A 25003-nucleotide genomic window follows, 5' to 3' on the forward strand; every position below is an offset into this window, starting at 1 on the left:
GAACAGTCATGTGTGTAGGCAAGCAGTCAGTAAAGCTCGGTTACCTGTTCGCCGCGGGTTTGTGTGTTGTAGCGATGTCCGGTTGCACCCCTGGCCCCGCTTACGTGCGGCCTTCGGTGAGCGTTCCGGTCCACTACAAGGAGAGCGCGTCGCCGCAAGGCTGGGTAACGGCACGGCCAGGTGACGCCGCGGACCGTGGCAACTGGTGGCAAGTGTTTGCCGATCCTGTCCTGGATAAGCTGGAAGCACGCGTCGATGCAGGCAACCAGACCATCCAGAAGAGCCTGGCCGATATGCGCCAAGCACGCGCGCAGATCGGCGTGGCGCGGTCGTCGTACTTTCCGCAGGTGACGGCAGGTGCCGATGCCAACATCAATCACACTTCCAAGGACCTGGTAGGGCATTCGCTGGCCGGGCGCACTGTGCAGGACTATTCGATGGGTGTGACGGCTACCTGGGAGCCGGATCTGTTCGATCGTATCGGCCACGCCGTCGATGCCGCCAACGCACGCGCGCAAGCCAGCGAGGCGGATCTCGCCTCGGTCAGCTTGAGCATGCACGCGGAGTTGGCGCTGGATTATGTGGACCTGCGCCAGATCGATGCGGAAGCCGCCTTGCTGAAACAGCTGGTGGACAACTACGTGCAGGCCAAGCAGCTGGTGCAGACGCAATTCGACGGCGGCATTGCTTCGGAGTCGGAGCTGCAGCAGGCGCAAACGCAACTGCAGGTGGCCAAGGCGCAGTTGATCGATCTGGGCGAAGCGCGTGCGCAACGCGAGCATGCCATCGCGGTGCTGATGGGCGTTGCGCCGACGGATTTCAGCTTGGCTCCGGTCGACCATTCCTTGCCGCTGCCGGAAATTCCCGCCGGGCTGCCTTCCACCTTGCTGCAGCGTCGTCCCGACATCGCCGCGGCGGAACGCAGGGTTGCCGCCGCGAACGCCGATGTTGGCGAAGCCACCTCGGCGTTTTTCCCGGATTTGATGCTTTCGGCAACGGGCGGGCTGGAAGCCTCGCACTTCGCGCAATGGGCCATGCTGCCCAGCCGCTTCTGGGCGATCGGCCCGGCCCTGGTCGGCACCTTGTTCGATGGCGGCCGTCGCCACGCCCAATTGTCCGCGGCCGAAGCACGGCGCGATGCCGCGGCAGCGGATTATCGTCAGACTGTGTTGGGCGCGTTCCAGGAAGTGGAGGACAAGCTTGCGTCGCTGCACGTGCTTGCGGATGAAGCGGTAGCCCAGCAACGCGCGGTGGATGCTTCGTCACGGGCCGCGCAGCTGGCGATGACCCGCTATCAGGACGGCGCCACGGATTATCTGGAAGTAGTCACCACGCAAAGCGTCAATCTGGCGCAGACGCGTGCGTTGGTGGAGCTGTCACGGCGTCGGTTTGCGGCGGATGTTGGCTTGATCAAGGCGTTGGGCGGGGTGTGGTAAGCACCTTCCGGCTTGCCTGATCAACTCCCTCCCCTACGTGTAGTAGGGGAGGGCTGGGGTGGGGTGAAGCAACCTCGCGTTGAACTCAAACATCGTGGCAAGCTCGTGCAACCCCACCCCGACCCTCCCCTGCAAGCAGGGGAGGGAGCTTGCTAGAAACGCTCTCCAACCATCTCCTCGCTCTTCGCCCACAGCGCTTTCGCACGCTCGGGGTCCAGCGCATAAGAGCGTACGCCTCCACGCATCAAGCCCGCGCCTTCCTGGGTCACCCATTCGCCCACGTGGCAATCTTCGCAATAGCGTCCGCCCACGACGTTCGCATCCGCGACCGCGGCAGCCCAGACCGTGGTGGCGGCTCCCTGCTCGACCGTCTTCCATTGAAAAAGCGGCTGGCCGGCGGCTTTGTTTTGCTCGTTGACTTCACCGATGCGTTTTTGCAGCGCGGCTTCGTCCATATGGCGCGTCAGCTCGGTCCGGATGCCGCCCGGATGCACGGCTGTCGCACGAATGCCATGCTGTTTATGACGGCGGTCGAATTCGACGGCAAACAGCACGTTGGCGGTTTTCGAGCGGCCATACGCGCCGAATTCGGTGTACGGCGTGCGTTCGAAGTTGGGATCGTCCAGGTCCACGTCCGAATAGCGATGGCCGGCCGACGACAGGTTCACCAGGCGGCTGCCGTTTTTCATCAGCGATACGATGCGGTTCACCAGCACGAAATGTCCCAGGTGATTGGTGCCGAACTGCAGCTCGAAGCCATCTTCGGTCTTGCCGAACGGGCAGGCCATGATGCCGGCATTGGCAATCACCAGATCGAATTTTTCGCCCTTGGCCAGCAGCTGATCGGCGCAGCGGCGCACGCTGGCTAGGGAGTTCAGATCCATTTCGATCAGTTCGAGGCCACCCGATCCCTTGGCATCGGCAAGCACGCTCTGGGTGGCGCCCTTGGCTTTGGCGATGTTGCGCACCGCACCGACGACATGCGCACCGTGGGCTGCCAACGAACGTGCCGTTTCTACCCCCAGGCCGGCCGAAACGCCGGTGATCAATACCCGCTTGCCGTTCAACTCGACACCTTCGAGCACTTGGTTGGTGGTCGAGGTGGCACTGAATGTCTTGCTCATGTTTGCCTCACTGTTTGCTGGTCGGCGGGCCGGGTGGCTGCCGCGGTACTTCGGCGTCCGGCTTCGCTATGATGGGCATCTAACCGGAGAGTCTCTCCGGATATTTTATGCGGAGGATTCCTCCGTTTTTCAAGGGCTGTCCATGGAAGACGAAAAAAAACCTTCAAAAACAATACGGAAGCCTCGCGCGGATGCGCAGCGCAATCGCCGCCGGCTGGCCGAGGTGGCCAAAGCTGCGTTTACGGAGCAGGGCGCCGACGTGAGCCTGGACGAGATCGCCCGTCGCGCCGGCGTCGGCATCGGCACGCTGTACCGGCATTTCCCGACCCGCGACGCCATCCTGGAGGCGATCTATCGCCAGGAGGCCGAGCAACTGGGCGAGGCTGCATCGAACCTGCTTGAAAAGACCGAACCGGTCGAAGCCTTGCGAGCGTGGCTGCGCCTGTTCGTCGACTACATCGCGACGAAGAAGCTCATCTTGCCGGCGCTCAAGGCATCCGCGTGCGATACCTCGGAACTCACGGCGTATTCCTCAGGACAAGTGAGGACTGCATCCCATCTGCTGGTGCAGCGCGCGATCGAAAACGGCGATATCAAACAGGACGTCCATGCGCTGGATCTTCTGTACGCGTTGTACGGATTTGTGAGTGTCGACCAGCAGCCGGATGTCGTGGTCAGGGCGCATCGCCTCATCGACATTCTCGTGGCCGGAACGATCAAGTAGCAGCGGCGGCTGCGCTTTGTCTTCCTACGCGCAGGCTTCAATGAGGTAACCCATGATTCACATGGCATACTCCGGATCAGGCGGGGTCTGTCAGCCTTCTCGTGGTGGAAGAACGACAAGGAACGCTTGCGGGGCCACGCACTGAGGCCCCATCCACTAGCCAGGGAAACAACCACTCGATGAAACATCCATTCATGGCCGTGCTTGGCACGGCAAGCGTCATTGCGCTCTCTACCGTGCTGGGCGGCTGCAGCGGTAAAAGCGGACCGGCCGAAGCGTCTTCAACGGCACACGAGCAGCAGTCGGATCAGAACAAGATGCGCCTGGTCGGCGAATTCAAGTTCGTAAGGCACGTGAGCCTTGCCAGCCCGCCTGCGTCCACCTCCAAGCTGGCCAGGCAGATCGAGCTGACGACCGAAGGCAAATTTTCGCAGCTGGTGACCGTAAGCGACCAGCCAGACGGTGGGCTGAGCTTGAGCGAAGTTGACCCTGCCAGTACACATATCGATGCTACCGCCACCGAAAAGGGGCAGCTGGATTTGAATGATCCCGGCGGCAATACTTTGGTCAAAGAGCATGAAGAATCTTCTTTCAGCGGACCGATTACGGAATTTCCCAGTATTTCCATCAAGCGCTCCCTGCTGGGCGCGGGCGATGAAGTATCGATACGTCTGGAGGCGGTTCTTGGCGGCAAGGCTTCGACAGTCTCCACTACGTCACAAGGCATGGTGATGAAAAGCGATGAGGCCACCCAAGCCTCCTTGCTCGATCCGGAGGCCGGCCAATCCGACAAGCGCAAGTTCGCCCTGGATTTCAATCTGCTGCCCAGTCTGGGGCCGCGTCCGGAGATCGATCCGCATGCTGATCCCAGTGATGCCGAAAAAACGGTGCACAACCTGGAAATCCAGTCGGCGCAGCGAATGTACGACGGCATCAAGGCGCTTCCGTCGGCATTCAATCTGGGGCTGGTCACCTCTCCGCAGCGCGACCACTGGGACTATTCGGGCGAGATTTCCAAGCCTGGCAGCGGTGCCGACGGCTCCCAGTGGACCGAAACCCTGCACGTTACCCTGAAACTCGAAAAGCCTTGAGTTTGACGGCTTGATGGCTCGTGCCGTCACGGATTGACGGCACGAGCTTTTTCACAAGCTGGTGGACGTCAACGGCAAGCCAAACGCTTGAAACAGTTGCGGGCCGGTGGGTTTGACGAACAGCGTGAGCGCCGCAATCCGATCTTCCTCAAGCGTAAGCACATGGATGGAATGCGCCATCCATGGGGCCTGCGCACCGGCGCGGGAATACGCGGCAAAAGCGGGTTGCCGGTTGGCGGCCGTCGGTATCAGCCGGAAGCTGCCGTAGGCCTTCCAGGCCCACTCGAAAAATGCGCCGATGGCCTGCCTCCCCGCATACCATTGAGACACCGGCGGCATGGTGTAGTGGGCATCTTCCTTCAGCAGCGCCACGAAGCTTGCCAGATCCATTCCCTCCCAAGCCTGCACGTAGCGGTGGAGGAGTGCCTGCTGGACTGAAGTCGTGGCAGGTGCAGCGGGTGGCAGCCCTTGGGGAAAGCGTTTGGCGAGCGTCTCGCGCGCTCGTTGCAAGGCACTGTTGATCGATGCCGTCGAACCGCCAAGCAGAGCTGCCGTTTCCACGGCGGACCAGCCCACGACATCGCATAGTAAAAGCGCAGCGCGCTGGCGCGGCGGCAGCTGTTGGATAACGGCAGCAAAAGCAAGCCGTACCACTTCAGCGGAGGCGTAACGCGCTGCGGGATCCGGCGTGTCATCAACCATACCTTGCAGATTCGAGTCCGGATAAGGCTCCAGCCAGGTAATCTCGGTCGAAGGTTTCCCGTCCGGCATCCGTGTGCTGGCAGGGGCGCGTTGATCAGGCAGCAGGCGTTGGGCGTTCTTGCGAGCGGCCAGCGCATTGAGGCAGGCGTTCGTGGCGATCTGATACAGCCACGCGCGTAGCGATCCGCGTCCCTCGAAGCCATCGAAACTTCGCCAGGCGCGCAGAAAGGTCTCCTGCACGAGGTCTTCAGCCTCATGCACGGAGCCCAGCATGCTGTAGCAGTGCCGTTTGAGTTCCTGACGCAAGGGCTCGGCAAGCTTTTCAAACGCCTGGCTGGTGTACTTCAAGTCGCGCTCTCGTAGTGAGGGTGCTTTCGTCGGCTCAATCATGGCACTGCCTCAAGCCCTTTGCCGGAAACGACGAAAGCATTTCCTTTGCAGCGGTGCGGATTCGTCGCCAGCTCGATGACTGCCGTGGCGACATCGAATGAGCTGGGCGGCGTGTCCATGCCTTGAATGAAATCAGCCGCCGATAACCCTAAGTAACGGGAATAGCCTGCCACTGCATGCTTTCCCAGTTCGGTGTCCGGCATGATGCGTGGTGCAAGGGCCACGAATCGCAAGCCGAGCCCGAGCCGGTCGGATTCCTTCTGGGCATAGCTGGCCATGAACAGCTGGGTGCGTTTGGCCCCGGCATACCCGCCTGAAATCGGGGATCCTGCGAGGGCGGCACCGCTGGCGAGCAGGATGACCAGGGTACCTGCGGGCAACGGCTGCGAGAGGGCCGCCTTGCAGAAGTGAAATGCGATTTTGACGTCGGCCTCCCAATTGACGGCAAACTCCGGCCAGCTCAGTTCGTGCAACGGTGCAACGGGTGGAAACGCTCCACCACTCAAAACGAGCACATGAGGTGGGAGAATGTCGAACACCCTGGAGGGCGCGCCCTCATCGCTTGCATCGAGCGACAGCATTTGTGCGCCGCCGACATCCTTGACCAGTTGCCGTAGCGCTTCCTCCTTCCGTGCCACAGCCAATACAGCGGCGCCGTTGCGGATACCGGACTCCACGATCCGTCGTCCTACACCACCGCTTCCGCCGATCACGACCATGTTCTTGCCTTTCAAGAGGGACATGCTGTTCTCCTGCTGCTGGGGTAGCCATAAATGCTGTTCTTGCCTGTATGACCGGCGCGGCAGGCAAAACTCATCGGTAGCAGAGGCAGTTGCTTACAGCAGGGTCTGTCCTGGCGTGCTCAAATCGAGAAGGAAGAGGTATATTCGGCGGTCGCCGACAGCGCACGCCCGCATTCGGACCCGCGCGGGAACTAGTCCGTCAAGACAGCGGTCTGCTGCTGGCCAATAACGGGGAGATTTGATGTGAAAGTTTCGGCAATAGCCGGTTTGGCCCTGACCCTTGCGGTTGCCTGCAACACCTATGCTGCACCCTCCACTCCAGCAGCAGCCTCGTCCACCGATGCCCCGGCAGCACCTGTCGGTGTGATGGACAAGCCCTGTGATGCCTTGCTTCCTCCCCCCGAAACGCCTGCCGGCCCTGCCATTGCGCACCGTCCGTTGCAACCGCAACCCAGGGCGGCCTTGGCCGCGGCTTCCAAGGCCTGGGAAGACCAGCGGATGAAATTCGATTTCGGCAGTCTGTGCCGCTATCGTGAAGCCAATGCGAAGCTGCCGCAGGCCACCTCGCACCGCGTGGTCTTCATGGGCGATTCCATCACGCAAGCCTGGATCGATGCGGATCCGAGCCTGTTCGCCGACGACGTGATCGATCGCGGCGTGGCCGGACAAACGACACCGCAGATACTGCTGCGCTTCCGGCAGGACGTGATCGACCTGCATCCGGCCGTGGTGCAAATTCTTGCGGGTACCAACGATGTCGCCGGCAATACCGGGCCCACTTCCCTCACGGCGATCGAAAACAATCTCCAGAGCATGGTGGAGCTGGCACGCGCGCAGCATATCCGCGTCATTCTTGCTTCGATTACGCCGGTCGCGCGGTATCCGTGGCAGCCGTCGGTCCAGCCGGTCGAGACCATCCGCGCGCTCAATGACTGGATGCAGGCGTATGCCAAACAGAACGGGCTGATCTACGTCGACTACTTCGCTGCGCTGGACGACGGCCGTCGTGGTTTCACGCCCAAGCTGGCGATCGATGGGGTTCATCCCAATCCGGACGGTTATGCCGTGATGGGCAAGTTGGCGAGGCAGGCGATCAAGGATGCGCTGTCTTCTCAGCCGTGAGATGCAAGGGCAAAAACGGCACGGCCGTCACTTGGTAACTCGCCGCCGCTGCCCTAAACTCAGCCCTTCATCACTACCAAGGAGGTTTGCATGAAAATCCGGCTCAGCTTTATCGCTCTGGCGCTGCTGTCCGCATCGTTCGTTGCCCACGCATCCTGCGATGACGTGAAGTCCGGCATCGATGCCAAGATCAAGGCCAATGGGGTGTCGGACTACTCGCTCGACGTGGTGGCCAAGGATCAGGCGGGCGACGGCAAGGTGGTTGGCCAGTGTGATGGTGGCAGCAAGGCAATCGTGTATACGCGCGGACAGGGTGGCAAGAGCGCGGGCGCAGCCGATGCGCCCAAGCAGCCGGCAACGGATAGCGCGGCGCCGGCGCCGGCTTCGTCCGCCGGCAAGTAAGAACAGCAGACCGCTACACAAAAAGGGCGCCCTGCGCCCTTTTTTTATGAGGCATTGCTGAGGCTGTTGCAGCGGTAGGCTGGGCCGCAAATCCCAGCATCGCGATGCGCGTACACGGCAGTGCTGGGGTTTGCGAGGACGGTAAGCGTCTATCGGCGGTGGCGCGGGCAGCTTCAGTGTGCTGGTTGCAAGAACCGGAAGCAGGCACGACCTATGCATGAATCCACGCATCCGTACGTGGGTTTCGCAGGTATTGCCATGACAACGAAGCGCTTTGAAGAACTGGCTTGGGAAGGGTTGTCCTTCTCGTTGTGGCTGGCTGCGGTGATGCTGAACATGGCTTCGGTGCTGTGGCTGGGCTTTCAGGGGCTGCAGTGGCTGCATGACGGGCATTGGACCAGGCAGCCGCCGGTCATGACCTGGATTCACGGCGTTTGCCCAGGGGCCTGCGATTTCATGAACAATCCGCATTCCTGGTACGGAGCCGCCAAGTTGGTCCGTTTCCTCTCCGAGGTACCCTCTGGTCTGGCGTTGGCGCTGGTCGGCCTCATGCTCGGCGTACTCAGTGTGTCAGTTTCTGACCACCGGTCCCTGGCGCCCAACGTCACCCGGGCAGGCACAGGTATCCGCTGAACGCTGGATGGAGCGCGTAGGCTGAGACGATAATCCCAGCTTTCCACGCGGCATCCCGATGCTGGGATTGCCATCCCAGCCTACGCGCTTACACTTGCGGCCTACTGACCACCGGCAGGCACGCAGCGCATGAGTTCCGACCAGCACTTCGGCGAGTACCGCGGCATCAAGTTCATGCACGAGTACAACGGGGGCGCTGATTCCCGCAGCGGCGTCATCTACTTTCCGGACGATCCCACGCGCCATATCGTGGCCAGCGGCGGCAGCGAGCACTGGGAAGCGGAAGCGCAAGGCCTGATCGACCATTACTTCCGCGAAATCGACACGGAACCCGACGACGATTCGGAAGCCTGAGCGATCGGTTCAACGCATGACCTATGGCAGGGATGACGGGAACCGACAATTTTCCCGTAGCATCGTGCACTCACCTGCCATGTTGGCGGGCTGACAATCGCAGCGGCTGGCGCCGATCGACGCGCATGGCGCAACCCCCGTTCATCGCGATTCCGAGGCAGTCATGGCGAAGCATTCTTTTCTGTGGTCGGCAACATCGCGCGCACTTGCTCTAGCAGCGTGCCTCGCGTTGGCGGCCACCGCGTATGCGGCCGAGAGCTTTCATGACGCGCCGGCCGGTGCGTCGTCCGTGCTCAATCCTTATCGCGCCCAGGCGGGCGCAATTCATGCCGGCGGTCAACTGTATGCAACGTATTGCGCCAGTTGCCACGGCACGGTGGGGCAGGGTAGCGGCAATATCCCGGCGTTGCGGCAAGGACCCGCGCAGCAGGTCACGGAGGGTTCGCTGTTCTGGTTCATTACCCAGGGCGCGGTAGCCAATGGGATGCCCTCCTGGGCGAGTCTGCCGGAGCAGCAGCGCTGGCAGATCGTGGCGTATCTGAAAACGCTGCCCGAGGTGAAAACCGCCGCGGCAGAAGCGGCCGCCGTCACCGGTTCCACCATCACCACGCCGCCGCCAACGCCACCGTTCACCGATTTCCGCTACGAGGCACCAGGCCGGTCGCGCAAGATCACGTTGAACGATTTGCCGCCGCCTTACGCCACACATTCGGCCGGCAATGCACCGCAAATGGTGCCGCGTCCCGCGAGCGTGTTGCCCATCGCGCCGGCGGGCTTCAAGGTGAATCTTTTTGCGCAAGGCCTGGATACGCCGCGCGTGATTCGCACCGCGCCCAATGGCGATATCTTCCTTGCCGAAAGCGGTAGCGGACAGATCCGCATCTACCGCGGCATCGGTGCGGACGGAACGCCTGCGCAAAGCGCCGTATTCGCGACCGGTCTGAAGCAGCCGTATGGCATTGCGTTTTATCCACAGGGGCCGCATCCGCAATGGGTCTATGTGGGCAACACCGATGCCGTGATCCGTTTTCCGTACCGCAACGGCGACCTGAAGGCACGCGGACCGGCCGAACACATCGCGGATCTGCCCGGCGGTGGCCATTGGACGCGCGATCTGGCGTTTTCGCTCGACGACAAGACCTTGTTCGTGGCGGTGGGCTCGGCTTCCAATGTGGACGATCCGGATACCACACCGGCCGAGAGGGAGCGCGCGAATATCCTCGCTTTCAAGCCGGATGGTTCAGGCAAACGGGTTTATGCAGCAGGCATCCGCAATCCTTCCGGCATCGCCGTCGATCCACAGAACGGACAATTGTGGACCACGGTCAACGAGCGCGACGGCCTGGGTGACAACCTCGTGCCGGACTACATCACTTCCGTGCGCGAAGGCGGTTTCTACGGATGGCCATGGTGGTACATGGGTGGCCATCAGGATCCGCGCCACCAGGGCAAGCATCCGGAGCTGAAAGACAAGGTGATCACCCCTGACGTGGTCCTGCAGCCGCACAACGCGTCGCTCCAGATCAGCTTCTATGAAGCCAGGCATTTCCCCGGCGAATACCAGGGCGATCTGTTCGCCGCCGAGCACGGTTCCTGGAACAAGGCCACGCGGGCCGGTTACGAAGTGATCCGTATCCCGCGCCATCACACCGGCAAGGCGAGTGGTGAATACGAAGATTTCCTCACCGGTTTCGTGTTGCCGGACGGACGTGTGTGGGGCAGGCCGGTGAGCATCACCACTGCGCCGGATGGTTCGCTGCTGGTGACCGACGACGGATCCAATTCGATCTGGCGGGTGGATTACGTCGGGAAGTAATTTGGAATGCAAACTGCTCCCTCCCCTACGTGTAGTAGGGGAGGGCTGGGGTGGGGTGAAGCAACCTCGCGGAGAGTTCACACAGGGCGGCAAGCTCAAGCAACCCCACCCCAGCCCTCCCCTGCGAGCAGGGGAGGGAGCGCATCGTGACAAGGTCGGCGTAATATCCCATCCATAGCCGCCACGCACGACGGCTGCGCGTTGAACATGCCGGCCGAGGGCAAATGCCATGTCACGGAAGGGCTGGATCGTATGGGGGGCCATCCTGGCGGCTGCGTTGGCGCTGGCGTGGACGCGCCCGACGGTGGAAGCGCCGGCCGACGAAGCCTTCGTGGCTCGCATTGAACTGAATGGCCCGATTGGTCCGGCCGCCGCCGAATACGTCGACCGCGCCATTGAGCGTGCTACCGACGACGGTGCGAAAGCGATCGTGCTTCAGCTGGATACGCCGGGCGGCTTGCTGGATTCCATGCGCGACATCATCGGCGGCATCCTGGCGGCGAAGATCCCTGTGCTCGGCTACGTAGCGCCAAGCGGTGCGCGCGCCGCTTCGGCCGGCACGTATATACTTTATGCCTGCCCGATCGCGGCGATGGCGCCCGCGACGCACTTGGGCGCGGCGACTCCAGTGACCTTGGGCGGCCGCTCGCCCATGCCTTCACCGCTGGATAACGGCTTGCCTTCGTCCAGCAAGTCCAGTGACAAGGCCGGCGGCGAACACGCGGACGACGCAGAAAGCCACAAGATCCTCAACGATGCCATTGCCAACATCCGCGCGCTTGCGCAGATGCATGGGCGCAACGCGGTATGGGCCGAACAGGCTGTGCGTGGGGCGGCGACGCTTACCGCAAGCGAAGCGGCTGCGCAGCACGTGATCGATTTCGTTGCGCCCGATACGCAAGCGCTGCTGGCGCAGGCCGACGGCCGTACCGTGCATGTGAACGGTAGCAACCTCACGCTCGCTTTACGCGGACTGCCCTTGCGCGATTACCTGCCGGACTGGCGCGCACGTTTTCTCGGCGTCATCACCAACCCGACCATCGCGTACGTATTGCTGCTGGCGGGCATCTATGGATTGATCCTGGAAGCCTTCCATCCCGGCTCGTTCTATCCGGGCGTGACCGGCGGCATCTGCCTGTTGATCGGCCTGTATGCCCTGCAACTGTTGCCGGTCAGCTACGCCGGGTTGACGCTGATGGCGCTGGGCGTAGCGCTGTTGCTGGCGGAGGTGTTCATACCCACGGCAGGTGTGCTGGGTGTAGGCGGCGTGATCGCTTTCGTGCTGGGCTCGATCCTGTTGTTTCGCACTGATGTGCCGGGCTATTCGGTGAACCTTGGGGTGATCGCCGGCATCGGCTTGTGCGCCATGGCGATACTCGCGATGCTGCTGCGCCTGGTGATGCGCGCGCGCCGCGCACGAGCCTTCAACGGCGAAGAGCAGATGCTGCAAGATACGGGCGAACTGCTTGAGACCATCGGGGCGGGTGAACAAGGCTGGGCACGCATCGGCGGAGAACGCTGGCGTGTGCAGAGCGAAGCTGCACTTCCCGCCGGCGCGCGGGTGCGGGTGACCGGCCGCCGGGGCTTGCTGCTGCGGGTAACCTCGTTACGTACAGGTGAAGGAGAGTCTTCATGATCGGTTTTGCTGGCGTTATCGTGATTTTCGTGATTGCGCTGATGTCTTCCTCGATCAAGGTGCTGCCGGAATACCAGCGTGGCGTGGTGCTGACGCTGGGCCGCTACACCGGTACCAAAGGGCCGGGCCTTTTTTTCCTGGTGCCGATGGTGCAGCGGATGATACGCGTGGATTTGCGTGTGGCGGTCATGGATGTGCCGCCGCAGGATGTTATTTCCCGCGACAACGTCTCGGTGCGCGTGAACGCGGTGGTGTATTTCCGCGTGGTGGAGCCGGACAAATCGGTGCTGAAGGTGGAGAACTTCTACCAGGCCACCAGCCAGCTTTCGCAGACACGCTTGCGCTCGGTGCTGGGCCAGCACGAGCTGGACGAAATCCTCTCGCAGCGCGATTCGATCAACCACAGCCTGCAGCAGATTCTCGACGAGGCGACCGACCCGTGGGGCATCAAGATCACCAATGTCGAGATCAAGGACGTGGATCTCAACGAAACCATGGTACGGGCGATCGCCCGCCAGGCCGAAGCCGAACGCGAACGCCGCGCGAAAGTGATCCATGCCGAAGGTGAATTGCAGGCCGCCGAAAAACTGCGCGACGCCGCGGCGATGCTGTCGCAGCAGCCGCAGTCATTGCAGCTGCGTTATTTGCAGACGCTGGCGGGCATGGCCAGTAGCGGGCAATCCAGCACCATCGTGTTTCCGCTGCCGCTGGATTTGTTGAGGCCTTTGCTGGACAAGGGGTCGTAGGATTTCGTTGCGGCCATGGTCCGCTCCCTCCCCTACGTGTAGTAGGGGAGGGCCGGGGTGGGGTGAAGCAACCTCGAGGTGAGCTCAAGGACTGCAGCAAGCTCGTGCAACCCCACCCTAACCCTCCCCTGTGTAAGCAGGGGAGGGAACTGCCTATCAAGCAACTGAGATTCGACATTAATCAGGTGCATGCAGAGGAGGGAGCGCATTGTGGCAAGCACCGAGACTCATGACGTCTGTCAGATACGACCGATGACTCGCGCACCTGCCGCCGCAAACCCTTCAAGCCGATGATTTCTCCCGCACCAACGGGGTGCGGGAGGGTCAGTCATGAACACCATCAACGACACACGCAGCACGCTCGACAAATACATGCCCTGGCTGATTGGCCTGCTGGCCGCCTTCCTGGCGGGCAAAGCGCTGAAACGCATGTTCTGGACTGCGTTCGCCATGTATTGGGTGTTTCACGGGATGCACACCTTCTCGTAGGTCGGGGTGAAAACCCTAGCCTACGCTCGTCGTCCCAGAGTATTAGGATTGTGCAGCCACGCCACTGCCTATATGTTGCGCGGGCTTGAAACCGGAGCTGCGCGTGAGACCGACCACCCTTGCCGAATGGCTGGACTATCAACAAAACATCCATGCGTTGGGCGTGGATCTGGGGCTGGACCGGGTGCGCGCCGTGTGGCAACGCATGGGCGCGCCGGCTATCGCGCAGCGGGTGATCACGGTAGGCGGTACCAACGGCAAGGGTTCGACGGTGGCGTTTCTCGAAGCCATGCTGGCGGCAGCGGGGCAGCGCGTAGGCTGTTACACCTCGCCGCATCTGCTTCACTACAACGAGCGCGTGCGTATCGCCGACACCGATGCCGATGACGAGATGCTGATCGACAGCTTCGAGCGCATCGATCGGGCGCGCGGCGATATCACACTGACCTATTTCGAGTTCGGCACGCTGGCCGCGCTGGACCAGTTTGCGCGTGCGGAACTTGACACGGCCGTACTGGAAGTGGGGCTAGGCGGGCGCCTGGACGCGGTCAACCTCATCGACGCGGATGCAGTCATCATCACCACGGTGGATCTGGACCATGTGGAGTGGCTGGGGCCGGACCGCGACAGCATCGGCCGCGAAAAAGCCGGCATCGCCCGCCGCGACCGTCCTGCCATTGTGGGGGAAACCGACCCGCCCAGGGGCTTGCTGGAAGCGCTCGCCAAGGAGGGCGCCTACCTTGAGCGGGCCGGGCAAGATTTCCATGGAGAGCGCGAAGGACCTCGCTGGCGCTGGCATCATCGTGACGGCAGCGTGCTGCATCTGCCTGCGCCGGAACTCGCCGCGCCGGTGCAATATGCGAACGCCTCGGCCGCGATAGCCGCGCTGCACGCCTTGAAGGTGGTCGATCCATTCGAATTGGAGCGCATTGCCGCGTTGGGTCTGCACTTTGCGCGCGTGCCGGCCCGCTTGCAATCGCTGGGCGGGGATCCGGCCTTGATCGTCGATGTCGGCCACAACCCGCAAGCGGCGCGGGCATTGGCAGACTGGCTGGATGCGCAGCCCGGAGGCCGCGTCCATGCCGTATACGGAGCGCTTTCCGACAAGGATGTAGGCGGCGTGATGGCCGCGCTGGGATCGCGCGTCGCCCATTGGCATCTGGCCGGCCTGGAGCAGGACACTCCGCGCGGGCTTACCGCCGGGGTACTGGCTGGCGTATTGCATCAGGTATTGCCGCGCGCGCATTTCGATACGCACGCCGATGTGCGGCAGGCACTTGTCGCAGCACGCGCTGTGGCACGCCGCGGCGAGCGCATTCTTGCGTTCGGCTCGTTCTTCGTGGCTGCCGCGGTGCTGAACGAAGCCGGCACGTAACGGAAAGCCCGACACTCGTTGATCGCGAGATGACCGGGATGCGAATCCCGGCGTCGCGCGGGTTGACTACATGGCAATGCTGGGTTTCGCAACCCAGCTTACGATGACCGTCGCAGCCTACGTGGCCAATCATCGTCGGTTTGTCATATGGACGGGCACGGGCAGGTATAATCCGCCGCGTCACGCACAAGTTGGTTGTCTGGAGTCCATCTTGAACACACGCCTGTTGGGAGCTGCCGTACTCGTTGCGCTGGCCATCCTGTTCGTGCCGATGATGTTTTCGAGCAAGCCGCCGTCGACCACCAGCGGCGATCAATCGGTAAGCCTGGCGATTCCCCCGGCTCCCGACCGCGACCTGCAGACCAAGACGATGAACCTTTCCGGCCAGGCCGCCGCCGCGGGCAGCACCACGCCGGCGCCAGCCAGCACGGCGGCGAATGTGGAAGGCATGACGCCCGTGCAGGCGGCCGCCGCTAGCACGGCGCCGCCGGCTCCGACCCCGGCGGCTCCGCCACAGCCGACGCCCCAGCCACCGCAACCCATCATTCCAGCGATGCCGCCGAAACACGTGGCAACGGCGACCCACCCCACGGCGCCCCCGTCAGCACCGACCGTCGCGCCAGTCATCCCGGATACCCCGCCGGCCACGGCAGCGCGCGGCATCTACGCTGTCAATCTCAGTGCTTACGCCGCCGATGGCGCCAACCGCCTGATGCAGAAAGTGCGCGCCATGGGCTATCCGGTGCGGGGACAAACCATCCAGCGCGCCGGCAAGACGCTGACCCTGGTCAGCGCCGGCCCGTTCGAAACCCGGGCGCAGGCCGAAGCGGCGCGGCTAAGGATCAGCCAGGGCATCCCCAGCGTGCCCGCCCGCCTGGAAAGCGGCGCCACTACCCCGCAGGGCGACGAGCCGGCGCCGGCCGCGGGTGCGCCGGCCAGGGCTGGCGCCTGGGCCGTGCAAGTGGCGGCGATGGGCAGCCAGACGGAAGCGGTGGCCCTGCGCGACAAGCTGCGCGCCAGCGGTTTCGACGGTTTCGTGGATACGGTGAATGCCGGCGGTCGCCAGCTGTGGCGCGTGCGTGCCGGTCCGCAAACCCAACGTAGCGACGCGGTATCCCTGCGCGACCAGATCAAGGCCAAGCTGGGCCTCGACGGCAACGTCGTAAGCGCCCATTGAGTCTCCTGGCCGGCCGGAAGCGAATTCATCGATGAACGCGGTTGACCTCATCATCGTGGCGGTGCTGGCGCTTTCGGTCCTTGTGGGACTGTGGCGCGGCCTCATATCCGAGGTGCTGGCGCTGGTGACGTGGATCGCCGCGTTCTGGGTGGCTTTGGCGTATGGCCCGGTGGTGTCGATGCACTTCGAGCATTCGATCCAGACCCAGTTGCTGCGCCTGGCGGTAGGCTACGGATTGTGTTTCATCGCCGTGCTGATTGTCGGTGCCCTGCTGCGGTTTGCGATCCGGGCGCTGGTGGACGGCACGGGACTGGGCGGCACGGATCGTCTGCTCGGCATGGTTTTTGGGTTTGCGCGCGGCGTGCTGCTGGTGACGTTGCTGGTGTTCCTGGTCAGCCAGACCGGTTTCGCGCACGAGCCGTTGTGGCAGCAATCGACCCTGCTGCCGCAGTTCAAGAGCATGGCGGCCTGGCTGGAAAGCGAAATGCCGCCGAACGTACGCGAGCACCTGCACGCGGAGAACTTCCCGGTGCACCTGCCCAAAGTGCAGCTGGATGGACTGCCGGCGCACATTTCCACTTCACCGGCTGCAGCTTCGAGCGCGGCCGGCACAACGCATCACACTAACGGGTAGCAACACCATGTGCGGAATCATCGGCATAGTCGGTACCACCGAGGTGGCATCGGCGCTTTATGACGGCCTCACCGTCCTGCAGCATCGCGGGCAGGACGCGGCCGGGATCGCCACCGTGGACGGTGCGCGACTGAGACTGCACAAGGAAAACGGCCTGGTGCGCGACGTCTTCAACCAGACAGCCATGAACCGGCTGCGCGGCCGGGTGGGTATCGGCCATTGCCGCTATCCCACGGCAGGTTCCGAAGGCGCCACCGAGGCGCAGCCGTTCTACGTGAACTCGCCCTACGGCATCGCCTTCGCGCACAACGGCAATCTGGTGAACACCGAAACGCTGCGGCGCGAGATGTTCGAGGACGATCGCCGCCATATCAACACCGATTCCGATTCGGAAGTGCTACTCAACGTGCTTGCACACGAGCTGCAGATCCAGGACCGCATGGCGCTCACGCCGGACCAGATCTTCAAGGCCGTAGCAGGCGTACACGCGCGTGCGCGCGGCGGTTATGCCTGCCTGGCGTTGCTGCTCGGCTACGGCTTGCTGGGTTTCCGCGATCCGAACGGCATTCGTCCGCTGGTGCTGGGCGAACGCGTGACCTCGGAAGGGCGTGAATATGCGCTCGCCTCCGAATCGGTGGCGCTGGACATCCTGGGCTTCAAGCGCCTGCGCGATGTGGCGCCGGGCGAAGCGGTGTTCATCACCAACGACGGCCAGCTTCACACGCGCATGTGCGCGGAAGGTGGTGTGCATGCGCCGTGCATCTTCGAATACGTGTACCTGGCGCGCCCCGACTCGATGATCGAAAACGTGTCCGTGTACAAGGCGCGCCTGCGCATGGGCCAGAAGCTGGCCGAGAAGATCCTGCGCGAACGTCCCGATCATGGCATCGAAGCGGTGATTCCGATTCCCGACACGGCGCGCACGGCAGCCAGCGCGCTGGCCGAAATGCTCGGCGTGCCGTTCCGCGAAGGTTTCGTCAAGAACCGCTACATCGGCCGCACCTTTATCATGCCGGGGCAGGGCGAGCGCGTGAAATCCGTGCGCCGCAAGCTCAACGCGGTGGAACTGGAGTTCCGCAAGAAGAACGTGCTGCTGGTGGACGATTCCATCGTGCGCGGCACCACCTCGCGCCAGATCATCCAGATGGCGCGCGATGCCGGCGCCCGGAACGTGTACTTCGCTTCCGCCGCGCCGCCGGTGCGCTACCCGAACGTGTACGGCATCGACATGCCAGCCGCATCCGAACTGGTTGCCGCCGGCCACACCGTGGGCGAAGTGGAAAAGATGCTCGGCGCCGACTGGCTGATCTACCAGGATCTGCAGGACCTGATCTGGGCGGTGCAGGACGGCAACGAAAGCCTCAAGCGTTTCGACACTTCGTGCTTCTCCGGCGAGTACATCACCGGCCTGGAGCAGCATTACCTGGAGCAGATCGAGATGCTGCGTTCGGATGATGCGAAGGCGGCGCGGCGCAGCGCTTGAGTTTAGTTTCCTCCTCTGCATGTAGGCTGGGATGACAATCCCAGCATCGCGCCGGTTGCATGTATGGCGATGCTGGGTTTTACAACCCAGCCTACTATGCTTCGCGTCATGACCGACCTTCACGCCGCTGCGAAACGCTGTCTCGACGCTACCGATCCGGCGGAGAAGCTGCGCCTTACCCACTCGGCCTGGGACGGCCTGCAATCGGGCGCGCTGCAGCCGGATGCAGGTTCACCCGCCGCCGAGCCCATCAGCGCTCCCGGCCGCCCGCTGCGCCCTCATCTGGTTCCACAACGCCAGGTACCCCACCGGGGCCTGGGTACGGCCGAAGGCCGCGCGGCACTCGTGCACGCCGTTGCACACATTGAATTCAACGCCATCAACCTCGCCTGGGACGCGGTCTACCGCTACCGCGGCATGCCGCTGGACTACTACCGAGACTGGGCCAGCTGCGCCAACGACGAAGCGCGCCATTTCGCCATGTTGTCCCGCCGCCTTGCCGAACTCGGCCATGTGTACGGCGATTTCGATGCGCACAACGGCCTGTGGGAAATGGCGGAGAAAACCGCGCATCGCGATACCGCTCGCATGGCGCTGGTGCCGCGTGTACTGGAAGCTCGTGGCCTGGACGTTACGCCAGGGATGATCGAACGCCTGCGCGGTGTGGGCGATGAAAGCACCATCGCGATACTGGAAGTGATCCTGCGCGAAGAGGTTGCCCACGTTGCAGCCGGTACGCGCTGGTTCAAGTGGTGCTGCGAGCGTGACGGCGTGGATCCACGCGAGACGTTTCTGGATCTGGTGCGCGATTACATGGGGCGGAACTTGCGCGGGCCATTCAACCGGCCTGCGCGCTTGCAGGCGGGCTTCGATGAGGCCGAGCTGGACCAGCTCACTTCGTTAGCGCTTGCATGAGCGTGGTGGTGGAGTACTCGCTTTTCGCCGTGACCCGCTCCCTCCCCTACGTGTAGTAGGGGAGGGCTGGGGTGGGGTGAAGCAACCTCGCGTTACATTCAAACAATGCGGCAAGCGCAAGCTACCCCACCCTGGCCCTCCCCTGCATGCTGGGGAGGGAGGACATCGTGGCAATCGTCAATAAACGTAGTTGATCGCCAACGCCGGCGTGACACTCCCGGTACTGTTGTGCCCCCCGAAAATCACCCGCGTTCCCAGCAGCACACCGATCGCCGGCGACCAGTTGTACTCGATCGCAGGGGCCACGCCAAACGCTGTGCTGGTGCCCGAATTCGAGGATACAGGCTGCGGATACGGCACATTGTTGGGATCTACCATATCCACGCCGGCCAAACGCGTGTTGTTGTTATGGCTGTAGGTAAGGTCCATCGCCAGCACCCAGCGTTGCGTCAGGCTGTATTCGAAAGCCAGGTCGGCAAAGAAGCCGTTGCCGGGCTTTACCCTGCCGTGAAAGCCTTCATCCGTGCCATATACGCTCACGCCTTTCACCGGTGCGCTGCGCGAAAACGACTCCGACACATTGAAGCGCGTGCGCAGGATGCGGCCATTCGGCAGCCAGAAATACATCTGCGAATTGAGCCACACGGTGGTGGTATAGGTGCCGTTGCCCATGCCATCGCCGGGCCGCTTGCCCAACTGGTCGTATTTGCCGGTGGGAAAGGTTTCCTGCACCAGGATCGCCGTGGTCGGTATCCAGCGGCCTTGCTGGAATTCGGTGAGCCGGTACTGTGCCTGCAGGGTCCAATCGCCAACGCCGACGCTTGAGCTGTTCGGTCCGTTGCTGACTTTGTTGTAGCCGATGGCGGGAATCATGCCGACCGAAAAGCGATTGACCAGGCCGTAAAGCATGTACGCACGCGAGCCGAAACCGTCCGTATGCGCAGTGCGGACGTCGTAAACGTAAGGCTCGAACAGCAAGTGCCCTGGCGGCAGCGTTTCGGCGGAGTTCGCCAGCATCGGGCCGGTCCACCAGGCATCGCTCATGGCTTCTTGCGTCGAGGGTGGGCTGGCCGTCTGCGCGAAGGAGCTCAAGGGGGCGGTACAGCCAAGCATGCAAAGCGAGAGAAAAAGTCCGGTACGTTGCCGCGTTCTCATGAGAAGCCCTGGATCGGATGTCGGCCAGCTTCCGCTGCCGGCACTACGCTCGCCATCCGGAAATTGTCGGGGGGTGGGGTGGCGATAAATTAAATCCGGGAGTGGTTGGCGGAAATAGCCACTTCGGTATGATCTGCGGCAACCACTTCAGACCACTGCCATGAAACGGTTGCCCAAAGGTTTTCTGCCCCCGGTCACGCTCGATGCGGCCCATGCCGCACCGATGTATGACCAGCTATCCGAATGGTTTAGGCGCGCCATCCTCGACGGGCGCTTGCGGCCGGGGCAGCGTGTGCCCTCCACCCGCAGCCTGGCGAAGGAATTGAACATTTCACGCGTGCCGGTGCTGAGCGCCTACGAACAGCTGTACGCGGAGGGTTATCTGCAAACGTTCGTCGGCGCCGGTACCTGCGTGGCCCGTTCGATCCCCGTCGAAACCAAGCCGGTGAAACCCGCGCAGCGCGAATCGCAGCGATCGCTTGCACCAAGCGCACCGCGGCGTATCGCCCAACGCGTGGCGGGGCTGCGCGCGCCGCCGCAAACCTGGGCGGACAACAACGGGGCATTTCGCGTCGGCTTGCCCGCGATCGATCACTTTCCAACCGCGGCATGGTCCAAGCTGATCCATCGCCATGTGCGCCAGCCGAAGCTCGAGCACATGATCTACGGCAGCCCCATGGGTTATCTGCCGCTACGCGAAGCCATTGCCGAATACCTCGGCACTGTGCGCGCCGTGCGCTGCGACGCCACGCAAATCATCATCACTACCGGATCGCAACAAGGCTTGCAGGTCTGCGCGCACGCGCTGTTGGAAGCTAAGGACCGCGTGTGGATGGAAGATCCAGGTTACCCCGGCGCCAGGCAGGCCTTCCACACCGTGGATGCGTCCATCGTGCCGGTGCCCGTGGACGAAGAAGGCCTGAACGTGGACGAAGCCGTCCGGCTCGAACGCCATGCACGCGTCGCCTACATCTCGCCCTCGCACCAGTTCCCCCTCGGCGTAACCATGAGCGCCGCGCGACGCATGCAACTGCTGAGCTGGGCTTCCCGCGCCGGTGCATGGATCATCGAAGACGACTACGACAGCGAATTCCGCTTCGGCGGACGTCCACTCGCCTCGTTGCAAGGCATGGACACCGATGACCGCGTCATCTACGTTGGCACCTTCAGCAAAGTGATGTTCCCCGCGTTGCGCGTTGGCTACATCGTCGTCCCCAAAGATCTCGTCACAGGCTTCGCCGCAGTACGCGACGCCTTCGACACCTTCTCCTCCACCCTGTACCAGGCCGCGCTCACCGACTTCATCCGCGAAGGCCAATTCGCGCGGCACATCCGCCGCATGCGCGCGATGTACCTCGAACGGCGCGTGGCCCTGCTCGAAGGCATCGCCCAGCACCTGGACGACAAACTCGAAGTTGTAGGTACCAACGCCGGCATGCAACTCGCCGCGCTACTGCCAAGCGGCATCGACGACGTCGCGCTTTCCATCAAGACCGCCAAGCTGGGCATCTCCACCCGGCCGCTCTCAATCTGCTATGCCAAGCCACCCAAGCGGGGCGGGGTGATACTCGGCTATTCGGGGGCGAGTGTGGCGGAGATCCGGGATGGGGTGCGCAAGCTCCGCTCCTGCCTGTAAGAAGTAGAAAACGTGGCCGATTAAAGTGCGTGGCAGCCAGTCATCGCGTTTCGAGCGGAAAGAGGAGCGTGGCGGATGTGCTATTGACCCCGGGCTTGATCCGCATCAACCTTCGCAAAGGGTATTGACCGAATCAGGGGCGGTCATGAAAAGGATATTCGCAGCGCTGCGCGCTTGCAGGTTGATCGCAAATTCTTCGCTGACGCCGTTCCGCGGGTCGGTTTCGCGCTTATTTCGACGTGGCACGGGAAGCGTTCCCGTTTCGATCGTCCGCGGATTTCATTTCTGAACGTGCCTGCCGCTGGATAGACGAGTAGTCCAGCCCGTTTCAGAGCCTTGCCGTTGGCGATCTGCCGGTCATCATCTCGTAAAGGAGCGTTTCCGTGGGGGATTTGAAGAAGAGCGGGTTGTTGTCAGCAAAGAGTGACTAAGCCGTTCAATCAGGAAATTCAGTGCTCACAAACAGGGGATACCATGAAACGATATTTTGCTGTGCTTTTGATGCTGGCCTGCACGGGCTGCGCTCCCGTGAAAGTCAACGTGCCGGACATCGCCAAATCCGACTCTCTGCAAGTGGCCGACATGAGGCCGAGCAGTGAAAAGGAGAAGAAGCTTTTCAGCCTGCTGATCACCAGCAGCGAATACGGAATCATACGGATGGGCGATGGCAAGCTGTCGCCGCCCCCTGTTCGCTTGTTGCAGTATCAGGCGTTTCAGAAATTCAGCACGGCGAACCCGCTGCCCAAGGTCACCGTCAATCATTTCGTGATTTATGTGAACGCGAAGTCGCAGCTTCGGTCGGGGGCCGTGGGCGCAGGGGTTGGCGGCATGGTCGGGGCGATGATAGGCAATTCGATCGCCAACCATGATACGTCTTCCATGACACGGGTCATCGACGAGAACGCCTTCGACGTATCGGAAGAGTATCGGCGCGGATTTTATACGAGTTCGGAAAACCCGGATCGAGCCTCCGTCTTTGTCATTTACCTGGATACGGATATTGACGGGAAGAACGTGTTTACCCGGACGGTGGCATCGATGCAAAAACATGGCGATGAGGATCCACTGTCGAATGCCGTGCAACTCGCCATCAGGAATCATCTTGACCATTACGGCAACAGCGTTGCGGCAATGGCCCCGAATGCCTCTGCCGCGGTGACTGATTCTCCAGGGTCGGCAGTGGCGTCCCCAGCTTCTACGCCGGCCCCATCTGTCGCTGCTACATCGGTTATTGCTTCAACGGGCTCGCAGGAATCTGCCGCCACCGCAGCCATCGAGCCGGTTGCCCAATCCGTTGCAAGCCAGGTCGGTTGCGGTGCGGTTCAAGCCAACGGCGCTACGACTTTCGTCGCGCCTTGCGGTACGTACAGCATCGTGATCGACTGCGATGGCGGCCAGTGCCGCCCCATGCATACCATTGCTGCGAAGCATGACGAGTAGCTAGCCATGGCAATGGCCATCCCGGCATTCGATGCGACATGAATGCCGGGAATCCATCTCTTTCTGCGGAAGATGGTTTCCCGGCTGAGGAGATTTGGGGCACCTAGCAAAGGGCTAGCGTGATCGCCATGGGCGGCTCTGGGGCAGCCACGAAGTTGGGCCTTCGCCGACGGGCTATCGGGGCATTACGGAGATGGGATTGGAGACGGCTCGCGGGGTAGTTGCATACACTCCGGTCCCTTTGACTTTACTTCTTGTGCAGCCGATGACGGTATTGGGTGGGTGTTTCACCCATCAACTTGCTGAAGTGTGAGGCCAAGGCACTCGAGCTGGCCATCCCCGTCTCGTAGGCAATCTCCGAAACGGATTTTTCGGTCAGAGTGAGGAGCTTGGCTGCGTGCATCAGCCTCACACGCTTCAGGAACTGCTGCCAACTTAGGCCGAGTTCGTCCGCAAAACGGCGGGCCAAAGTTCGTTCGGAAACTTCCGCCGCGGATGCCACATCAGCGAAGCGTAGTGGCGAGCCGAGTTCTTTCATTGTCCATGCGATTGCCCTTCGCAATTCTGCTGACTGCGCGTTGGGAAACCACATGGGATCGGGTTTTCTGGCTGCATCAACGGCGACGTGCGCCAAGGCTTGGAGGAATACGGCAGATGACGGATCGCGTGTTGCGCCTTCCAGGTCCCAGCGAGCGGCATAGCCGATCATATGCACCATGAGCGGGCTTACAGGCACAACCAGGCAAGGTTCCGGCAATAACGCATCCAGGACGGTATCGAATAACACCGAGGAAGATGTGGCCGGTCCGGCGGTCCAGATGCGAAGCGGCCATTGCTTTCTGATCAGGGCAGCACGATGCGGGAGCAATAGCAACGTCCGACTTTCGGTTTCCAGGTGGAAGGCACCCGAGGAGGCATAAAGCAAGTACGGTTGGTCAAAAGTTCGAACGCCGGTGTCAACGGGCGCGTCAAATAATTTGTGGAACGCATGGGATACCATCGGCAAAGGGTGGGGTAGTTCATCTTGGCTTGCAAGCTTGCGCGGCATCGAGCGAACCTCCGATCTGCAGCAGCAAGGCGGCAGTATCCAGTAGCGCATGATGTTCGGCGATGTGCTCGTTCGCGATGCGGAAGCTGCGGTATTGAACTACGGCGATGGTCGCGCCCGTGGCGGCAATGCCACGAAAGGAACGAACGTGCGTTGCTTCGACGCGAATTCTCGTTACCACACGTTCTGAGTCGGCGGTTATTTCCTCAATGCGGTGTCTGGCGTTGGCGAAGGACTCGTTGAATACCTTGACCATGGCCATATGACCTTGTGCATCAGCTGGCTGATAGGCGTGGTCGACGTATGCGTCGTCTACGAATGCCGGTACGGCCTCTGGATTGGCGGCATTCCAAACTTCGTCGATAAAGCGTCGGATCAGGTCGATGTTGCGTTCATGCGAGGAGCAGTCGGATGGGTAGGCGATGGACATGGGTGCTTCCTGGGTTGGTTAGCCCGAAACTTAGCGCGCGCCGCTATCGACTCATACATGTAGTCAGCCAATCATTGGCGTTTGTCCGCCAATGGCATCTCAGCGACGGGCGTTGAGGATTCCCTGGAGAACCTGCAATGGGATGCCTGGGTGCAAGAGGTAGTCAGATCGACGGCGAAACGAGCGGGCGTCAGCGGATTTCAGCGGATTTCAGAGCGGATTTCAGGACACCCATCATCCGCAAGAGGCGAGTCACGAGTGATGTAATTCTTCACTGACACACACCCGCGCCATGGAGCGAC

24 protein-coding genes are annotated in these 25003 nt (G+C 62.1%); 18 read left to right on the forward strand and 6 right to left on the reverse strand.

Annotated elements, in window-relative coordinates; genetic code table 11:
- Positions 1–8 precede the first annotated feature (8 nt).
- Positions 9–1436: an efflux transporter outer membrane subunit gene (locus EKH80_RS17820; RefSeq protein WP_126686142.1), complete on the forward strand. Its 1428-nt coding sequence runs from the start codon at positions 9–11 to the stop codon at positions 1434–1436.
- A gap of 152 nt (positions 1437–1588) precedes the next feature.
- Here the strand turns inward: EKH80_RS17820 and EKH80_RS17825 are convergent, their stop codons facing one another.
- Entirely contained in the window at positions 1589–2560 is a 972-nt protein-coding gene (locus EKH80_RS17825) for an SDR family NAD(P)-dependent oxidoreductase (protein ID WP_126686143.1), read from the reverse strand.
- Between EKH80_RS17825 and EKH80_RS17830 the strand changes: the two genes are divergently transcribed.
- Entirely contained in the window at positions 2559–3284 is a 726-nt protein-coding gene (locus tag EKH80_RS17830) for a TetR/AcrR family transcriptional regulator (RefSeq protein WP_230473791.1), read from the forward strand. The two genes, EKH80_RS17825 and EKH80_RS17830, sit on opposite strands and share 2 nt — an antisense overlap.
- A 179-nt stretch (positions 3285–3463) precedes the next feature.
- Positions 3464–4375 carry a hypothetical protein gene (locus EKH80_RS17835; RefSeq protein WP_126686144.1) on the forward strand — a complete coding sequence of 304 codons (912 nt, stop codon included), beginning with the start codon at positions 3464–3466 and terminating at the stop codon, positions 4373–4375.
- Between the two features lie 51 nt (positions 4376–4426).
- Here the strand turns inward: EKH80_RS17835 and EKH80_RS17840 are convergent, their stop codons facing one another.
- Positions 4427–5425 carry a sigma-70 family RNA polymerase sigma factor gene (locus EKH80_RS17840; protein ID WP_230473792.1) on the reverse strand — a complete coding sequence of 333 codons (999 nt, stop codon included), beginning with the start codon at positions 5423–5425 and terminating at the stop codon, positions 4427–4429.
- Positions 5426–5463: 38 nt separating this feature from the next.
- Positions 5464–6210, reverse strand: a complete 747-nt coding sequence (locus tag EKH80_RS17845) for an SDR family NAD(P)-dependent oxidoreductase (RefSeq protein ID WP_126686146.1) — start codon at positions 6208–6210, stop codon at positions 5464–5466.
- A gap of 243 nt (positions 6211–6453) precedes the next feature.
- On the opposite strand from EKH80_RS17845, the gene EKH80_RS17850 reads away from it, so the two are divergent.
- The 13 genes from EKH80_RS17850 to EKH80_RS17905 all read left to right on the forward strand — a co-directional run bounded on the left by EKH80_RS17850 (position 6454) and on the right by EKH80_RS17905 (position 18992).
- Positions 6454–7332, forward strand: coding sequence for an SGNH/GDSL hydrolase family protein (locus tag EKH80_RS17850; RefSeq protein WP_126686147.1), 879 nt, complete (start codon positions 6454–6456; stop codon positions 7330–7332).
- Between the two features lie 90 nt (positions 7333–7422).
- On the forward strand, positions 7423–7734 hold the full coding sequence (locus EKH80_RS17855; protein WP_126686148.1) for a DUF1161 domain-containing protein: 312 nt from the start codon (positions 7423–7425) through the stop codon (positions 7732–7734).
- 258 nt (positions 7735–7992) lie between these two features.
- The gene (locus EKH80_RS17860; protein ID WP_126686149.1) at positions 7993–8367 is read left to right on the forward strand and encodes a hypothetical protein; all 375 of its coding nucleotides are present in this window, start codon (positions 7993–7995) and stop codon (positions 8365–8367) included.
- Between the two features lie 129 nt (positions 8368–8496).
- On the forward strand, positions 8497–8721 hold the full coding sequence (locus EKH80_RS17865) for a hypothetical protein (protein ID WP_126686150.1): 225 nt from the start codon (positions 8497–8499) through the stop codon (positions 8719–8721).
- 163 nt (positions 8722–8884) lie between these two features.
- The gene (locus EKH80_RS17870) at positions 8885–10537 is read left to right on the forward strand and encodes a PQQ-dependent sugar dehydrogenase (protein ID WP_126686151.1); all 1653 of its coding nucleotides are present in this window, start codon (positions 8885–8887) and stop codon (positions 10535–10537) included.
- 229 nt (positions 10538–10766) lie between these two features.
- Positions 10767–12173: an NfeD family protein gene (locus EKH80_RS17875; protein ID WP_126686152.1), complete on the forward strand. Its 1407-nt coding sequence runs from the start codon at positions 10767–10769 to the stop codon at positions 12171–12173.
- Positions 12170–12919: a slipin family protein gene (locus EKH80_RS17880; RefSeq protein ID WP_126686153.1), complete on the forward strand. Its 750-nt coding sequence runs from the start codon at positions 12170–12172 to the stop codon at positions 12917–12919. The genes EKH80_RS17875 and EKH80_RS17880 overlap by 4 nt, the downstream gene beginning before the upstream one ends.
- 330 nt (positions 12920–13249) lie before the next feature.
- Positions 13250–13408, forward strand: coding sequence for a hypothetical protein (locus EKH80_RS23995; protein ID WP_196240407.1), 159 nt, complete (start codon positions 13250–13252; stop codon positions 13406–13408).
- Positions 13409–13511: 103 nt separating this feature from the next.
- Entirely contained in the window at positions 13512–14783 is a 1272-nt protein-coding gene (gene folC, locus EKH80_RS17885; RefSeq protein WP_126686154.1) for a bifunctional tetrahydrofolate synthase/dihydrofolate synthase, read from the forward strand.
- Between the two features lie 211 nt (positions 14784–14994).
- Positions 14995–15960: an SPOR domain-containing protein gene (locus tag EKH80_RS17890; RefSeq protein ID WP_126686155.1), complete on the forward strand. Its 966-nt coding sequence runs from the start codon at positions 14995–14997 to the stop codon at positions 15958–15960.
- A 31-nt stretch (positions 15961–15991) separates the two neighbouring features.
- Positions 15992–16594: a CvpA family protein gene (locus EKH80_RS17895; RefSeq protein ID WP_126686156.1), complete on the forward strand. Its 603-nt coding sequence runs from the start codon at positions 15992–15994 to the stop codon at positions 16592–16594.
- A 7-nt stretch (positions 16595–16601) separates the two neighbouring features.
- Positions 16602–18077 (forward strand): amidophosphoribosyltransferase, encoded by a 1476-nt coding sequence (purF, locus tag EKH80_RS17900; RefSeq protein WP_126686157.1) that lies wholly within the window; start codon positions 16602–16604, stop codon positions 18075–18077.
- Between the two features lie 108 nt (positions 18078–18185).
- Entirely contained in the window at positions 18186–18992 is an 807-nt protein-coding gene (locus tag EKH80_RS17905; protein ID WP_126686158.1) for a ferritin-like domain-containing protein, read from the forward strand.
- 177 nt (positions 18993–19169) lie between these two features.
- On the opposite strand, the gene EKH80_RS17910 is transcribed toward EKH80_RS17905, so the two are convergent.
- Positions 19170–20036 carry a transporter gene (locus EKH80_RS17910; protein ID WP_230473793.1) on the reverse strand — a complete coding sequence of 289 codons (867 nt, stop codon included), beginning with the start codon at positions 20034–20036 and terminating at the stop codon, positions 19170–19172.
- A gap of 271 nt (positions 20037–20307) precedes the next feature.
- Between EKH80_RS17910 and pdxR the strand changes: the two genes are divergently transcribed.
- Together pdxR and EKH80_RS17920 are read left to right on the forward strand one after the other, a co-directional pair.
- The gene (gene pdxR, locus EKH80_RS17915; RefSeq protein ID WP_126686160.1) at positions 20308–21783 is read left to right on the forward strand and encodes a MocR-like pyridoxine biosynthesis transcription factor PdxR; all 1476 of its coding nucleotides are present in this window, start codon (positions 20308–20310) and stop codon (positions 21781–21783) included.
- Between the two features lie 474 nt (positions 21784–22257).
- A complete protein-coding gene (locus EKH80_RS17920) occupies positions 22258–23223 on the forward strand; it encodes a hypothetical protein (protein ID WP_126686161.1) in 966 nt (321 codons plus the stop codon).
- Between the two features lie 247 nt (positions 23224–23470).
- On the opposite strand, the gene EKH80_RS17925 is transcribed toward EKH80_RS17920, so the two are convergent.
- Both EKH80_RS17925 and EKH80_RS17930 read right to left on the reverse strand, forming a co-directional pair.
- Positions 23471–24271, reverse strand: a complete 801-nt coding sequence (locus EKH80_RS17925) for an AraC family transcriptional regulator (RefSeq protein ID WP_158628876.1) — start codon at positions 24269–24271, stop codon at positions 23471–23473.
- Positions 24243–24701 (reverse strand): ester cyclase, encoded by a 459-nt coding sequence (locus EKH80_RS17930; protein ID WP_126686163.1) that lies wholly within the window; start codon positions 24699–24701, stop codon positions 24243–24245. The genes EKH80_RS17925 and EKH80_RS17930 overlap by 29 nt, the downstream gene beginning before the upstream one ends.
- Positions 24702–25003: the final 302 nt, after the last annotated feature.

It is taken from the genome of Dyella choica, assembly GCF_003977665.1.
Classification (GTDB): Bacteria; Pseudomonadota; Gammaproteobacteria; order Xanthomonadales; family Rhodanobacteraceae; genus Dyella_B; species Dyella_B choica.

Bases quoted from the DNA above. Each gene is read 5' to 3' on its own strand.
- EKH80_RS17835 (WP_126686144.1), top strand. From the start codon at position 3,464: ATGAAACATCCATTCATGGCCGTGCTTGGCACGGCAAGCGTCATTGCG.
- pdxR (WP_126686160.1), top strand. From the start codon at position 20,308: ATGAAACGGTTGCCCAAAGGTTTTCTGCCCCCGGTCACGCTCGATGCG.
- EKH80_RS17895 (WP_126686156.1), top strand. From the start codon at position 15,992: ATGAACGCGGTTGACCTCATCATCGTGGCGGTGCTGGCGCTTTCGGTC.
- EKH80_RS17870 (WP_126686151.1), top strand. From the start codon at position 8,885: ATGGCGAAGCATTCTTTTCTGTGGTCGGCAACATCGCGCGCACTTGCT.
- purF (WP_126686157.1), top strand. From the start codon at position 16,602: ATGTGCGGAATCATCGGCATAGTCGGTACCACCGAGGTGGCATCGGCG.
- EKH80_RS17820 (WP_126686142.1), top strand. From the start codon at position 9: ATGTGTGTAGGCAAGCAGTCAGTAAAGCTCGGTTACCTGTTCGCCGCG.
- EKH80_RS17855 (WP_126686148.1), top strand. From the start codon at position 7,423: ATGAAAATCCGGCTCAGCTTTATCGCTCTGGCGCTGCTGTCCGCATCG.
- EKH80_RS17865 (WP_126686150.1), top strand. From the start codon at position 8,497: ATGAGTTCCGACCAGCACTTCGGCGAGTACCGCGGCATCAAGTTCATG.
- EKH80_RS17875 (WP_126686152.1), top strand. From the start codon at position 10,767: ATGTCACGGAAGGGCTGGATCGTATGGGGGGCCATCCTGGCGGCTGCG.
- EKH80_RS17830 (WP_230473791.1), top strand. From the start codon at position 2,559: ATGTTTGCCTCACTGTTTGCTGGTCGGCGGGCCGGGTGGCTGCCGCGG.
- EKH80_RS17930 (WP_126686163.1), bottom strand. From the start codon at position 24,701: ATGTCCATCGCCTACCCATCCGACTGCTCCTCGCATGAACGCAACATC.
- EKH80_RS17905 (WP_126686158.1), top strand. From the start codon at position 18,186: ATGACCGACCTTCACGCCGCTGCGAAACGCTGTCTCGACGCTACCGAT.
- EKH80_RS23995 (WP_196240407.1), top strand. From the start codon at position 13,250: ATGAACACCATCAACGACACACGCAGCACGCTCGACAAATACATGCCC.
- EKH80_RS17910 (WP_230473793.1), bottom strand. From the start codon at position 20,036: ATGAGCGATGCCTGGTGGACCGGCCCGATGCTGGCGAACTCCGCCGAA.
- EKH80_RS17920 (WP_126686161.1), top strand. From the start codon at position 22,258: ATGAAACGATATTTTGCTGTGCTTTTGATGCTGGCCTGCACGGGCTGC.
- EKH80_RS17925 (WP_158628876.1), bottom strand. From the start codon at position 24,271: ATGCCGCGCAAGCTTGCAAGCCAAGATGAACTACCCCACCCTTTGCCG.
- EKH80_RS17860 (WP_126686149.1), top strand. From the start codon at position 7,993: ATGACAACGAAGCGCTTTGAAGAACTGGCTTGGGAAGGGTTGTCCTTC.
- EKH80_RS17825 (WP_126686143.1), bottom strand. From the start codon at position 2,560: ATGAGCAAGACATTCAGTGCCACCTCGACCACCAACCAAGTGCTCGAA.
- EKH80_RS17845 (WP_126686146.1), bottom strand. From the start codon at position 6,210: ATGTCCCTCTTGAAAGGCAAGAACATGGTCGTGATCGGCGGAAGCGGT.
- EKH80_RS17880 (WP_126686153.1), top strand. From the start codon at position 12,170: ATGATCGGTTTTGCTGGCGTTATCGTGATTTTCGTGATTGCGCTGATG.